The sequence below is a fragment of the Paraburkholderia sp. genome, assembly GCF_004298475.1.
Taxonomy (GTDB): Bacteria; Pseudomonadota; Gammaproteobacteria; order Burkholderiales; family Burkholderiaceae; genus Paraburkholderia; species Paraburkholderia denitrificans.
In genome coordinates this window covers 13,535-27,291 of sequence record NZ_SCRP01000007.1, presented here as the reverse complement: position 1 = coordinate 27,291, position 13,757 = coordinate 13,535, and the positions used below count along the sequence as shown (strand labels likewise).

The 13,757-nt window shown below is 64.6% G+C and carries 12 protein-coding genes; 6 read left to right on the top strand and 6 right to left on the bottom strand.

Annotation, left to right across the window (positions count from 1 at the left end; translation table 11 throughout):
- Positions 1-20 precede the first annotated feature (20 nt).
- Complete coding sequence (dmeF, locus tag EPN59_RS03785) at positions 21-1,316, bottom strand: CDF family Co(II)/Ni(II) efflux transporter DmeF (protein WP_293033186.1); 1,296 nt, start codon at positions 1,314-1,316, stop codon at positions 21-23.
- Between the two features lie 9 nt (positions 1,317-1,325).
- Entirely contained in the window at positions 1,326-1,598 is a 273-nt protein-coding gene (locus tag EPN59_RS03780) for a metal/formaldehyde-sensitive transcriptional repressor (RefSeq protein ID WP_293033184.1), read from the bottom strand.
- Positions 1,599-2,093: 495 nt separating this feature from the next.
- Between EPN59_RS03780 and EPN59_RS03775 the strand changes: the two genes are divergently transcribed.
- Entirely contained in the window at positions 2,094-2,696 is a 603-nt protein-coding gene (locus EPN59_RS03775) for a phosphatase PAP2 family protein (RefSeq protein ID WP_293033228.1), read from the top strand.
- Positions 2,697-2,936: 240 nt separating this feature from the next.
- On the opposite strand, the gene EPN59_RS03770 is transcribed toward EPN59_RS03775, so the two are convergent.
- The 3 genes from EPN59_RS03770 to EPN59_RS03760 are packed head-to-tail and all read right to left on the bottom strand — an operon-like array spanning position 2,937 to position 5,877.
- Complete coding sequence (locus EPN59_RS03770; RefSeq protein WP_293033182.1) at positions 2,937-4,391, bottom strand: NAD(P)(+) transhydrogenase (Re/Si-specific) subunit beta; 1,455 nt, start codon at positions 4,389-4,391, stop codon at positions 2,937-2,939.
- Positions 4,392-4,712, bottom strand: coding sequence for an NAD(P) transhydrogenase subunit alpha (locus tag EPN59_RS03765; RefSeq protein ID WP_293033180.1), 321 nt, complete (start codon positions 4,710-4,712; stop codon positions 4,392-4,394).
- Between the two features lie 13 nt (positions 4,713-4,725).
- On the bottom strand, positions 4,726-5,877 hold the full coding sequence (locus EPN59_RS03760; RefSeq protein ID WP_293045582.1) for a Re/Si-specific NAD(P)(+) transhydrogenase subunit alpha: 1,152 nt from the start codon (positions 5,875-5,877) through the stop codon (positions 4,726-4,728).
- Between the two features lie 304 nt (positions 5,878-6,181).
- Here EPN59_RS03760 and EPN59_RS03755 point away from each other — a divergent pair, with 304 nt between their 5' ends.
- The 3 genes from EPN59_RS03755 (at position 6,182) to EPN59_RS03745 (ending at position 9,752) form a co-directional block, all read left to right on the top strand.
- Positions 6,182-6,709: an NUDIX hydrolase gene (locus EPN59_RS03755; protein WP_293042249.1), complete on the top strand. Its 528-nt coding sequence runs from the start codon at positions 6,182-6,184 to the stop codon at positions 6,707-6,709.
- A gap of 14 nt (positions 6,710-6,723) precedes the next feature.
- A complete protein-coding gene (gene mnmA, locus EPN59_RS03750) occupies positions 6,724-7,962 on the top strand; it encodes a tRNA 2-thiouridine(34) synthase MnmA (RefSeq protein ID WP_293042246.1) in 1,239 nt (412 codons plus the stop codon).
- A gap of 173 nt (positions 7,963-8,135) precedes the next feature.
- Positions 8,136-9,752, top strand: a complete 1,617-nt coding sequence (locus EPN59_RS03745) for an FMN-binding glutamate synthase family protein (RefSeq protein ID WP_293042243.1) — start codon at positions 8,136-8,138, stop codon at positions 9,750-9,752.
- A 126-nt stretch (positions 9,753-9,878) separates the two neighbouring features.
- On the opposite strand, the gene EPN59_RS03740 is transcribed toward EPN59_RS03745, so the two are convergent.
- Positions 9,879-10,490, bottom strand: a complete 612-nt coding sequence (locus EPN59_RS03740) for a glutathione S-transferase C-terminal domain-containing protein (protein ID WP_293042240.1) — start codon at positions 10,488-10,490, stop codon at positions 9,879-9,881.
- Between the two features lie 316 nt (positions 10,491-10,806).
- On the opposite strand from EPN59_RS03740, the gene EPN59_RS03735 reads away from it, so the two are divergent.
- Together EPN59_RS03735 and EPN59_RS03730 are read left to right on the top strand one after the other, a co-directional pair.
- Positions 10,807-12,294, top strand: coding sequence for an aminopeptidase P N-terminal domain-containing protein (locus EPN59_RS03735; RefSeq protein ID WP_293045601.1), 1,488 nt, complete (start codon positions 10,807-10,809; stop codon positions 12,292-12,294).
- Between the two features lie 47 nt (positions 12,295-12,341).
- Positions 12,342-13,646 (top strand): UbiH/UbiF/VisC/COQ6 family ubiquinone biosynthesis hydroxylase, encoded by a 1,305-nt coding sequence (locus EPN59_RS03730; protein ID WP_293039743.1) that lies wholly within the window; start codon positions 12,342-12,344, stop codon positions 13,644-13,646.
- Positions 13,647-13,757: the final 111 nt, after the last annotated feature.

The following is a 13,757-nucleotide window of genomic DNA, read 5'->3' as shown; positions in this document are numbered from 1 at the left end:
CTTCGATGAACCGCCATCGCTCAGGCGGCGGCACGCACCGGATTCACTTCGACTGTCACATGCGACAGCCCCTTGAATCGGCTGAGCGCCGCGTGATAGAAGCCTGGGCTACGCTGCGCTTCTCGTGTGGCGACTGAGACCACGACACTCATGTGCCCGGGACCGACGCGCCACACGTGCAGGTCGAGCACGTTGTCTCCATTGTCCTCGATCGCACGGCGAAGGTTGTCGGCCATACGACGGTCCAGGTTCATGTCGAGCAGAATGCCGCCCGTATCGCGCATCAAGCCCCACGACCAGTTTGCAATCACCAGGGCGCCGATTACGCCCGCAAGCGGGTCCATCCAGATCCAGCCGAAGGCCTGCGCCAGCAGCAGCCCGATGATCGCCAGCACGGAAACCGCCGCATCGGCAATGACGTGAATGTAGGCCGAGCGGATGTTGTGGTCACGGTTTGCAGCCGTCTGTGCATCGTCATGATCATGCTCGTGCTCCTCGAACTCAATCTGATGCTCACCATCAGGCAGCCGGACAATGGCCCTGAATGCATGCGGCTCGGGAATGTCATCCTTCGACTCCAGATAGCCACCGTGATCGGCAAACGAGAAGGTCTGTCGAGTGCCGTCGGGGCGAATCGTCGTAACTGAAACAGCATCGGCGTTCAGCTTCGAGGAAGCCCGTTCGGGCGTAATGCGGAAGACGGGTGGTACACCGTCTTCGAAGACCGACAAGGCAAACACGCCCGCGCTGCCGAAGATGCGATGCCCTTCGTCTTCGTGATCGTGTTCGTCTTCATGGCCATGATCATGACCGTGACCGTGGCTGTGCCCATGACCGTGACTGTGGCCATGGTGGTTGCCGCTCAGCAGCCAGACGCTCGCAAGATTGACCAGCAGTCCAAGTACCGCGATGGGAATCGCCTGACCGAAGTGGATCGGTACGGGTGAGAGAAAGCGAGAGACGGCTTCGTATCCGATCAGCAGCGCGATCATGGCGAGAACGATGGCGCTGGTGAAGCCCGCGAGGTCGCCCAGCTTGCCGGTGCCGAACACGAAGCGATTGTCGGTCGCATGCCTGCGCGCGTAGGTATACGCCAAAGCGGCAATCAGCATCGCGCCGGCATGTGTCGACATGTGCAGACCATCGGCGACGAGCGCCAGCGAGCCAAAAAGACTGCCGCCGACGATCTCAGTCACCATCATTGCGCTGCACAGCGCAATCACCATCCAGGTCCTGCGCTCGTTGTCTTCATGCGCTGAGCCAAGAAAAATATGGTCGTGTCCCGCTCCGAAAGCGGAATTTTCGAAGTTGCTCATGGTTCCCTCTTACTTGAAGTAGCTGTGGACTACCTCAATCAACTGCTCGGTGCTGCTGCCGTGCTCGTCGTCCGGTTCCGCGTCGACGAGATGCGTTCGGATGTGGTCTTCGAGAACCACGGCAAGCAGGCCGTTCATCGCGCCGCGGCTACTGGTGATGAGTTGGAGTACATCCATGCAGCCGCGCTCTTCCTCAAGTGCGCGCTCAATCGCTTCAACCTGCCCCTTGATGCGGCGAACCCGGTTGAGCAGCTTCTGTTTTTCGCGAATCGTATGGCTCACGGCTTTCCCCCTGAATACGGTAGGGGGCTATATTACTTCAGATAGGGTACGGGGGTATACGTCTGGACAGTGGACCAGAAGTGACGCAATAGGCCGTTTGCTTAATCAACCGCTTCGCTTCTCCATGCGGAGCGTTCACGCTGCGCCTCGCCGAAAGTTCGGTCATTCGCCAGATAATGCCGCTATCGTTGCCTTAATCCGCTCTTAAGCTTACTTGCTGTACTCTTGTCTTCCACATTGGCTACCCGCTCTACCGATACACGTGCACCGATTCCGTATGGCTGTTGCTGCTCACAGTGATGGACGTCGTCGTAATCGCGCTTACGTGGCATGAGTACCGATATCTGCAAACCGAACGGAGTGCAGGCGTTTAACATCATTCACCGGCATTCTCATACTTCGTCGGGGCCGTGTTTGCGATCACCCCATTGATGATGTGCTGCTTCGCGAAGCGGGGCCGCCAACATCTCCCTGGCTTTACAGTAAAAGTCCATGATCCAGACATTCGAAGCATTCAATCGAGCGATTTTCCTCCGGATCAACGCCACGCCAGCTACGCCGCATTGGCTTACCGAATCTGGTTTGCTAATCGCCAACTACGCAATCTGGATAGTCCCGGTCACACTTGCCTGCATGTGGCTGGCGGCAGGGGAAAAGAGGCGTGAAATAGCCGTTCGCGCGAGCCTCGTTGGCTTTTTCGCGCTTGGCATCAACCAATTGATCGGTATGGTCTGGTATCACCCTCGACCGTTCGTGACTGGATTGGGACACACGTTTTTGGCACATGCGCCAGATTCGTCGTTTCCAAGCGATCACGTTACGCTGCTTTCAGCCGTGTCGTTCACTTTCCTCTACAGCGGGAAGCGACTCCCTGGCATGTTTATTCTCGCCGTCGATATCGCGGTGGCGTGGTCGCGCGTGTTTGTCGGAGTGCACTTTCCGTTCGACATGGTCGGCGCGGCCAGCGTCGCCTGGATGACATACGTTCTGAGTTCGGCGCTCTGGAGCAAATGGGGATCGGCTTTTACACGGACATGCGTTGCGGCGTACCGTAAAACGTTCGCCTGGCCGATCGGCCAAGGATGGCTGCGGCCATAAGTGGTTGTGCACGCAGGAAACCGCCTCGCCAAGCCGACGTCTCGTCACTCGCGGACATGGGCCACTCGAAGGTCAATGCAAAACGCTATACCGGTGTCGCTTTATGGCCGACTGCCGCCCCGCGCGATGAGCCGTAGCTGCCCCTGACCGATATCCCCCACCCTCCACCGAAATCCGTGAAGAACAAACAAAAAAAGCGCGCATCACTGCGCGCTTTCCCTGCCGTACAAAAAAACGCCATCACTCAACCGACTTCACCATCTCCTCGATCACCTTCTTGGCATCACCAAACACCATCATCGTCTTGTCCATGTAGAACAATTCATTGTCGAGGCCCGCGTAACCCGAAGCCATCGAGCGCTTGTTCACGATGACCGTGCGCGCCTTGTACGCCTCGATGATCGGCATGCCTGCAATCGGCGACTTCGGATCGTTCTTCGCCGCCGGATTCACCACGTCGTTCGCCCCAAGCACGAGCACGACATCGGTGCGCCCAAACTCGTTGTTGATGTCATCCATCTCGAACACGAGATCGTAGGGCACTTCCGCTTCCGCGAGCAGCACGTTCATATGGCCCGGCATGCGCCCCGCGACCGGGTGAATCGCGTAGCGCACATCCACGCCCTTATCCACGAGCTTGTCGGTCAGCTCTTTCAAGGCATGCTGCGCGCGCGCCACCGCAAGGCCGTACCCCGGCACGATCACCACGGATTCGGCGTTGCCGAGCATGAATGCGGCGTCGTCGGCGGAACCCGACTTCACCGGACGCTGCTCCGTCGCACCGCCCGCCGCCGCACCGCCTGCTTCCGCGCCAAAGCCGCCCAGCAGCACGTTGATGAACGAGCGGTTCATCGCGCGGCACATGATGTACGAGAGGATCGCGCCCGAAGATCCGACGAGCGACCCGGCGATGATCAGCATCGCGTTGTTCAGCGAGAAGCCGATGCCCGCCGCCGCCCAGCCCGAATACGAGTTCAGCATCGACACCACGACGGGCATGTCCGCGCCGCCGATCGGAATGATGATGAGCACGCCGAGCGCGAACGCGATCAACGTCATGATGATGAACGGCAGCCACGACTGCGTGAGGAAGAACAGAATCCCGAAGCCGATCATGCCGAGCGCGAGCATCAGGTTGATCAGATGCTGGCCCGCGTACACCACGGGCGCGCCCTGGAAGAGCCGGAACTTGTACTTGCCCGAGAGCTTGCCGAACGCGATCACCGAGCCGCTGAACGTGATCGCGCCGACGAACGTGCCGATAAACAGCTCGACGCGATTCCCGTAAGGCAGGAAGTCCGGGTACGGCGCATCGGCGGTCACGAGTCCGAACGCGGCAGGCTCGGAGACGACCGCATACGCGATGCACACCGCGGCAAGACCGATCAGCGAGTGCATGGCGGCGACGAGTTCGGGCATCTTCGTCATCTCGACGCGCGCGGCGACATACGCGCCCAGCCCGCCGCCGATCACGAGCGCGCCGAACAGGAGCACGAGGCCGAGCCCGAGGTCCGAGCCGAATTGCGCGGACTCCTTGACGATCAGCGCGAGGGTCGTGAGGATCGCGATGGCCATGCCGGTCATGCCGAACACGTTGCCCGCGCGTGCGCTTTTCGGATTCGAGAGCCCCTTGAGCGCCTGGATGAAGCAGACCGACGCGACCAGGTAGAGGAGCGTTACGACGTTCATGCTCATTTATGCGCCCTCCTTGCTGGTGAGCTTCTTCGGTTCCTTCTTGCGGAACATTTCGAGCATGCGCCGCGTGACGAGGAATCCGCCGAATACGTTGACGGCCGCGAGCATCACGGCAAAGGTGCCGAAGAACTTGCCCGCGCCGCCCACGGTGAGCCCGGTGGCAAGCATCGCGCCGACGATCACGATCGCCGAGATCGCATTCGTCACGGCCATGAGCGGCGTATGCAGCGCGGGCGTGACGTTCCAGACCACGTGATAGCCCACGTACACGGCCAGCACGAAGATGATCAGGTTAATGACGGTGTGGTTGATGATTTCCATCGCCGGTCTCCGTTTACGACTTCTTCGTGACGGCGCCGTCGCGGGCCAGCAGCGTGGCCGCGACGATGTCGTCTGCGAGATCGATGTTGAGCGTGCCTTCCTTCGTGACGATCAGCTTCAGGAAGTCGAGCAGGTTGCGCGCGTAGAGCGACGAAGCATCGGCGGCGACCATCGACGCGAGATTCGTGTAGCCGCAGATCTGCACGCCGTGGCGCGTGACCACTTCGTCCGCGACGGTCAGCGGGCAGTTGCCGCCGCGCCTTCCCGTCTCTGCATCGGCAACCGGGCCGCGCCCTGCCGCGAGGTCGATCACGACCGAGCCCGGCTTCATCGCCTGCACGGTTTCGGCGGGCAAAAGCGTGGGCGCGTCGCGGCCCGGAATCAGCGCGGTCGAGATCACGATGTCGGCCTGCTTCGCGCGCTCGTGAACCAGCGCGGACTGGCGCGCGAGCCACGACGGCGGCATCGGCCGTGCGTAGCCGCCCACGCCCTGCGCCGCGTCGCGTTCTTCGTCGGTTTCGAACGGCACATCGAGAAACTTCGCGCCAAGCGATTCGATCTGCTCCTTCACGGCGGGACGCACGTCGGAAGCCTCGATCACGGCGCCCAGACGCCGCGCCGTGGCAATCGCCTGCAGGCCCGCTACGCCCGCGCCGAGAATCAGCACGCGCGCGGCCTTGACGGTTCCGGCGGCGGTCATGAGCATCGGCACGAAGCGCGGATAAAGGTTCGACGCGACGAGCACGGCCTTGTAGCCCGCGATGTTGGCCTGCGACGACAGCACGTCGAGGCTCTGCGCGCGCGTGACGCGCGGCGCGGCTTCGAGCGCGAATGCGGTCACGCTCGCCTCGGCGAGCTTCGCGGCGTTCTCTGCGTTAAAGGGATCGAGCATGCCGACCAGCACGGCGCCGCGCGTCATGAACGGCAGCTCGCTGACCGTCGGCGACTGGACCTTCAGCACGAGCTCTGCACCAAAGGCAGCGGCCGCGTCGGCTATCCGCGCACCAGCCGCGACATAGGCTTCGTCGGGAAAGCTGGCGGGCAGGCCCGCGCCGCTCTGGATCGTCACGCTGTGGCCCTGGGCGACGTATTTCTTGACTGTCTCCGGTGTCGCGGCCACGCGGCTTTCATTTGCCCGCGTTTCAGCGGGTACTCCGATATGCATCGTTGAATCTCCTCGACCTTCCAGCGCTATAAAGATTCGGGGGGCCGACGAGGTTCGTCGGCAAGTATTTTTTTCTAATGCAACGGCATAAGGACGCACCACTTTAACCGAAAGCCGGGGACCGATCATCCCCGTAATAAGCCTGTGTTGCATGCTTGCACGCTTGCATGCCTGCATGCCTTCTTCAAGCAGGCGCACCGATAAACCGTCCGTCCGGCAGGCTATTACGATCCTTGCAGGCACACCGCACCGGATCACGCCGCACGCCAGCAGCACCCGGCGCGTCCCGGTAAAATGGCGGACCATGAATGAGGACATCTGGGCTCCGCACGTTACCGTCGCGGCGATCATCGAGCGCGACGGGCGCTATCTCGTCGTCGAGGAACACACGCCGGCCGGGCTGCGGCTGAACCAGCCCGCCGGGCATCTGGAGGCGGGCGAAACGCTCGTCGACGCCGTGGTGCGCGAAACGCTCGAGGAAACCGCGTACGCATTCACGCCCTCGGCGCTCGTCGGCGTCTACATGACCCATTTCGGCCAGCCCGGCGAAAGCGGCGCGACGTATCTGCGTTTTACGTACTGCGGCACAGTTGCGGACGCGCCTCAGCATCGCGCGCTCGATCCCGATATCGTCCGTACGCTGTGGATGAGCGCCGACGAACTGCGCGCGGCGAGCGAGCGTCACCGCACGCCGCTCGTCATGAAGTGCATCGACGATTACCTCGCGGGCGTGCGCATACCGCTCGATTTCGTGCATGTGCATGCGGTTGGGCAAAAAGCGCGTCCCAAAGCGGGGCAAAACGCGGATTCCAGTGCCGGTCCTCAAGGTTGAAGGCAGCTTAAGAGATGAGCAAACGTAAGGTCGTGGTAGGCATGTCGGGCGGCGTCGATTCGTCGGTGACGGCGTGGCTGCTCAAGGAGCAGGGGTTCGACGTCGTCGGTCTCTTCATGAAGAACTGGGAAGACGACGACGACGGCGAGTACTGCTCGACGCGCCAGGACTGGATCGACGTGGTGTCGGTGGCGGACCTGATCGGCATCGACGTCGAAGCCGTGAACTTCGCCGCCGAATACAAGGACCGCGTGTTCGCGGAGTTCCTGCGCGAATATTCCGCGGGCCGCACGCCGAACCCCGACGTGCTCTGCAACGCCGAAATCAAGTTCAAGGCATTCCTCGATCACGCGATGTCGCTCGGCGCGGAAACGATCGCCACGGGCCACTACGCGCGCGTGCGCGAGAACGATGGCCGCTTCGAATTGCTGAAGGCCTTCGATCACACGAAAGATCAGTCGTACTTCCTGCATCGTCTGAACCAGGCGCAGCTTTCGAAGACGATGTTCCCGCTCGGCGAAATCCCGAAGACGAAAGTGCGCGAGATCGCAGCGCAGATCGGCCTGCCGAATGCGAAGAAGAAGGACTCGACGGGCATCTGCTTCATCGGCGAGCGGCCGTTCCGCGACTTCCTGAACCGCTATCTGCCGACGCAGCCCGGCCCGATGATGACGCCCGACGGCAAGGTCGTCGGCGAGCATATCGGCCTTGCGTTCTACACGTTCGGGCAGCGGAAGGGCATTGGCCTCGGCGGCAGCAAGGACGGCAGCGGCGAGCCGTGGTTCGTCGCGGGCAAGGATATGGCGTCGAACACGCTCTACGTCGTGCAGGGTCACGATCATCCGTGGCTGCTCGCACACGATCTGCGCGCGGGCAACGTGAGCTGGGTGGCGGGCGAACCGCCAGCCGACGGCCACGCGTGCGGCGCGAAAACGCGCTATCGCCAGGCCGACGCGCACTGCACGTTCGGCGTCGAGGCCGCATCCGGCGATGCATCCGCCGATGCACGCTTCGCACTGCATTTTCCCGACGCGCAATGGGCCGTCACGCCCGGCCAGTCGGCGGTGCTCTACGACGGCGACGTGTGCCTCGGCGGCGGCATCATCGAATCGGTCGAGACGCTCGCGCCGCACGTACCCGATGTGCCGCCGCCCGCGCCTGTTCGCGCGAAGCGTGCAAAGCGTACGAAGGGCACGAAGAACGCCGGGCAGAAAAAGCCCGCGCTGACCAGCGGCGCGGCAAGCGAAGCGTAAGCACCCGCGCGCGGCGCGCTGCTTCTCACGCTGCGCGCCGCGCGTTCTCCCTTCTTCACCCCACTCCTGCCTTGCCGGCTTCCCTGCCGGTTTCACGAACTTGCGGCATCATGCTGCGGCATTGCGCCGCCCGATACGGGCGCGCGCATCCGCTCAAGTTCGAGGAGTTTCACATGTTTTCCCGACGTTATCTCGCGATATGGGCCGCCGTGCTGCTCACGGCAGCCTGCATCGCCGCCGCGGCGCTGCATCACCTGTCGTGGCTCTACGCGATCGTGCCCGCGCTCGTTGTCGTGCTCGGCTTCTACGACATCAATCAGGATCGCCACGCCATCCTGCGCAACTATCCGGTCTGGGGCCATCTGCGTTTCTTCTTCGAGTTCGTGCGGCCCGAGATCCGCCAGTATTTCGTCGAAGACGATACCGACGAAAAGCCGTTCTCGCTCGCGCAGCGCAGCCTCGTCTACCAGCGCGCGAAAAACGCGGTCGACAGCCGCCCGTACGGCACCGAACGCGACGTCAAAGCCGTGGGCCACGAGTGGATCAGCCATTCGCTCGCACCGACGAAACTCGGCGGCTGCGACTTTCGCGTGCTCGTCGGCGCGGATCGCGCGCAGCCGTATTCGATGTCGATCTTCAACGTTTCGGCGATGAGCTTCGGCGCGCTCTCGGCGAACGCGATCCGCGCGCTCAACATGGGCGCGAAGAAAGGCGGCTTTGCCCACGATACGGGCGAAGGCTCGATGTCGAAGTATCACCGCGAGCATGGCGGCGACATCATCTGGGAAATCGCGTCGGGCTACTTCGGCTGCCGCAACGACGACGGCACGTTCAACGCCGAAAAATTCCGGCGCCAGGCGAGCGAGCCGCAGGTGAAGATGATCGAGGTGAAGCTCTCGCAGGGCGCGAAACCCGGTCACGGCGGCGTGCTGCTCGCGGCCAAGGTCACGCCCGAAATCGCCGAAACGCGCGGTATTCCCGTGGGCCAGGACTGCGTCTCGCCCGCGCGCCATTCGGAATTCTCGACGCCGCGCGGCCTGCTCGAATTCGTCGAGCGCCTGCGCAAGCTCTCGGGCGGCAAGCCCACCGGCTTCAAGCTGTGCATCGGGCATCCCTGGGAATTCTTCGGCATCGCGAAAGCCATGCTCGAAACGGGCATCCTGCCCGACTTCATCGTCGTCGACGGCGCAGAAGGCGGCACGGGCGCGGCGCCGCTCGAATTCACCGATCACGTCGGCACGCCGCTTCAGGAAGGGCTTCTGCTCGTGCACAACACGCTGGTCGGCATCGGGCTGCGCGAGAAGATCAGGATCGGCGCGAGCGGCAAGATCATCACGGCGTTCGATATCGCGAAGACGCTCGCAGTGGGCGCCGACTGGGTGAACTCAGCGCGCGGCTTCATGTTCGCGGTGGGCTGCATCCAGGCGCAGAAGTGCCACTCGGACCGCTGCCCGACCGGCGTCGCGACTCAGGATCCGGTGCGCCAGCGCGCGCTGAACGTGCCCGACAAGGGCGAGCGTGTGTTCAATTTCCACCACAACACGCTGCTCGCGCTCAAGGAACTCATCCAGGCCGCAGGTCTGGCGAGCCCCGGCGATCTGCGCGCGCATCACATCGTGCGGCGCGTATCGTCGTACGAGGTCAGGCTGATGTCGGATCTGCTCAAGTACCTGTCGCCCGGCGATCTGCTCGAAGGCCGCTATCGCTATCGCTTGTACGAAAGGTGGTGGCCGGCCGCGCGCAGCGACTCGTTTGCGCCCGAGGCGGAGACGATCGCCGCGCGGGGTTGAGGTCTCCGCTTTGCCGCTGAAAGGCGGCAAAGCGGAGCGGAACAGGCAAAGGGGGAAAACGGCGGAAGCGTAGAAAGCGGCAAAAACGGGCGGGCGGCGGAACACCCGCGATTGCGCGCCCGGGTATTAATCGCGCGGGAAAGTGTCGACGAACGAGGGGCGTTGCGAGAGCTTCTCGAAGTAGCGTGCAAGGTTCGGATGCGGGTCGCGCCAGTCGAGTTCGGGCGTGCGGAAGTCGAGGTAGCCGAGCGTGCAGCCCACGGCGATATCGGCGAGCGTGTAGTGATTGCCCGCGCACCACGCGTTGCCTGCAAGCCCCTTGCTCATCGCATTCAGGCCTTCGTGAATCTTGCGCTGCTGGCGCGCGACCCACGTTTCACTGCGCTCTTCTGGCTTGCGCGCAAGCGCTTCCAGGCGGATCGCCACGGCGGCGTCGAGAATGCCGTCGGCAAGCGCTTCCCAGCAACGCACTTCGAGGCGCTCGCGCCCCGAGGGCGGAATCAGCTTGCCGACCGGCGAGAGCGTGTCGGCGTATTCGCAGATCACGCGCGAATCGAATACCGCCTCGCCGTCCTCCATCACGAGACACGGTACCTTGCCGAGCGGGTTGAACTCGTGGATCGCCGTGTCGGCGGACCACACGTTTTCGAGCACCAGCTTGTAGTCGATTTTCTTTTCAGCGAGCATGATCCGCGCCTTGCGCACGAACGGGCTGCTGAGCGAACCGATAAGTTTCATCGCACCTGCCTTTTCGGGAATCCGGCGGAAGTATACGTTGGATACGTTGGAATGACGACTTGCTGACGCAGCATGCCGCGCCCGGCGGCCATTATCCGGCAGCCGATGTGGGCCGGATGCAACATCGGCGCAGCGCCTGCGGGCTGCGCCGCATGCCCCGGCGTGCACGGCTTGCGGCGCGCCCGCATGCGCCCGGATGGGACGCTACAATCGCACGATGGACCCGACCCCCACACCCGCCGCTCCGCTCCCCGTCCCGCACGCCGATGTGCACGCCGACGTGCACACCAATACGCACACCGGCGCGACCGCCAGCATGCACGCAGATACGCACGCACCCCGCGCCCCCGATGGCGGCGCGGCGCTCTACCGCGCGCGCCGCGAGCGCGTGCTCGCCGCGATGCGCGCGCGCGGCGGCGGCCTCGCGTTCGTGCCGACCGCGCCGGAAGCCATGCGCAACCGCGACGCCGACTATCCCTATCGGCACGACAGCTACTTCTACTACCTGACCGGCTTCACGGAGCCCGAGGCGCTGCTCGTACTCGACGCCGACGCGGGCGAGAACCAGCCCGCGTCGATCCTGTTCTGCCGCGCGAAGAACGTCGAGCGCGAAACGTGGGAAGGCTATCGCTACGGCCCGGATGGCGCGCGCGAGGCATTCGGCCTGGACGCCGCATTCGCCTTCGATGAACTCGACACGCGCATGCCGCGTCTCATCGCGAACCGGGCGGCGCTGCACTATGCGCTCGCGGCCTCGGAGCACATCGATGCGCAGGTCAGGCGCTGGATCGACGCCGTGCGCGCGCAGGGGCGCAGCGGCGTCACGGCGCCTGGCGCGGCCTACGACCTGATGCCGCTGCTCGACGACATGCGCGTGTTCAAGGATGCGCACGAACTCGACACGATGCGGCGCGCAGCGAAGATTTCGGCGCTCGCGCACCGCCGCGCGATGGCCGTGTGCCGTCCGGGCATGCGCGAATACGAACTCGAAGCCGAGCTGCTCTACACGTTCCGCAAGCACGGCGCGACGGGCCCGGCCTACGGTTCGATCGTCGCGGCAGGCGCGAACGCGTGCGTGCTGCACTACCCGGCCGGCAACGCGGTCATGCGCGCGGGCGACCTGATCCTGATCGACGCCGCGTGCGAGCTGAACGGCTACGCCTCGGACATCACGCGCACGTTCCCGGCGAGCGGGCACTACACGGCTGCGCAGCGCGAGCTTTACGACATCGTGCTTGCGGCGCAGCAGGCCGCCATCGATGCGACGCGCGCCGGGGCGAACTTCGAGGCCCCGCACGACGCGGCTGTGCGTGTACTCGCACAAGGGCTGCTCGACACGGGCATCCTCGACCGGCAGCGCTTTGCGAGCGTCGACGACGTGATCGCCGAGCGCGCCTACGCGCGCTTCTACATGCATCGCACGGGGCACTGGATCGGCATGGACGTGCATGATGCGGGCGATTACCGGGAGAGAAGCGGGGAAAGAAGCGGAGAGCGAAGCGGCGAAAGAAGCGGGGAAAGCAGCAGCAAAAACGGCGCTGAACAAAACGCCCAGGCAAGCGCGGCGCAAGCCGATATCGCGCCGCCGTGGCGCACGCTGCGGCCAGGCATGACGCTCACGATCGAGCCCGGCCTTTACGTGCGCGCGGCCGAGGACGTGCCCGAGCGCTACTGGGACATCGGCATCCGCATCGAGGACGACGCGATCGTCACCGAAACAGGCTGCGAACTCATCACGCGCGACGTGCCGGTCGAGGCCGGCGAAATCGAAGCGCTGATGCAGGACGCGCGCAAGCACGGATAAAACCGCATCGCCCAGCAACACGAACAGATCGAACCAGTCGAACCGCCATGAACCGAGTCTCAGCCACTTCCGACGCCACGTCCCCCGCCGACGCGAATGCCAACACCGCCGCCGCCCCGTTCGACTACGACGTCACGATCGTCGGCGCCGGGCCGGTCGGCATGGCGCTCGCGGGCTGGCTCACGCGGCGCAGCGCGACGTCCGCGCTCAAGGTCGCGCTGATCGACGCGCGCGAGCCCGAGGACAGCATCGGCGACCCGCGCGCCATCGCCATTTCGCAAGGCAGCCGCACGCTGCTCGAATCGCTCGCGTGGCCGCACGACGCCAGCACCATCGAACGCATCCACGTCTCGCAGCGCGGCCACTTCGGACGCACGCTCATCGACCGCCACGACTACCGTCTGCCCGCGCTCGGCTACGTCGCGCGCTACGGCGCGATCGTGCAGTCGCTCGCGCAGGCGGTGCGCGCAACGCCGGTTCACTGGCTGCATCAGACGAAGGCGCTCGAACCGGCTGTCGATCACGATGGCGTAACGCTGCCGATCCTGTGCGCAGGCGTCGAGCGCCGCGTGCGCACGCGCGTCCTCGTGAATGCCGAAGGCGGTCTGTTCCGGCCGCGCTCGGAGCGCGCCGTGCATGGCGATCCGGATGCGGGCGCGACCGCCGCGAAGGAAGCCGCGGCGCAAGCCAAGGGCGAAACGAAACGCCAGCGCGACTACGGCCAGACGGCGCTGGTCGGCGTCGTGACCGTCTCGGCGCCGCAGCCGCACGTAGCGTGGGAGCGCTTCACGAACGAAGGCCCGATCGCCCTCCTGCCGATGGGCGGCGTGCGCAACGCGGACTACGCGCTCGTGTGGTGCTGCTCGCCCGACGAATCGGCGCGGCGCGCGCAGTTGCCGGACGCGGATTTCCTCGCGGAACTCGGGGCTGCGTTCGGCGCGCGCATGGGCCGCTTCACGCGGATCCACGCGCGCGCGGGTTTTCCGCTCGGCCTGAACGCGCTCGATACGCTCGTCACGGGCCAGGGCCGCATCGCGGCGGTGGGCAACGCGGCGCAGACGCTGCATCCGGTCGCGGGCCAGGGGCTGAATCTGGGTCTGCGCGACGCGCACGCACTGGCCGAAGCCCTCGCGCAATACGGCGCGACGCCGCTCGCGCTCGCCAACTTCTCGCGCCAGCGCGCATTCGACCGCCGCATGACGATCGGCGCGACGGATACGCTCGCGCGAATTTTCACCGTCGATTTCGGGCCATTGGCGGCGCTGCGCGGCCTCGCGCTCACCGCGCTCGAATTCGTGCCGCCCGTCAAGGCGGCGCTCGTCCGGCAGATGATGTTCGGCCAGCGGATCTGAGCTGCGCGGCGCTGCAATAGCGGTACGCAAGCCGCGCGCGCGACAACGCCTGCCTGGCACACAGACGGCACAGAGTCAACGCCCCGAACAGCCCAGCGCGACCGCGCTGGT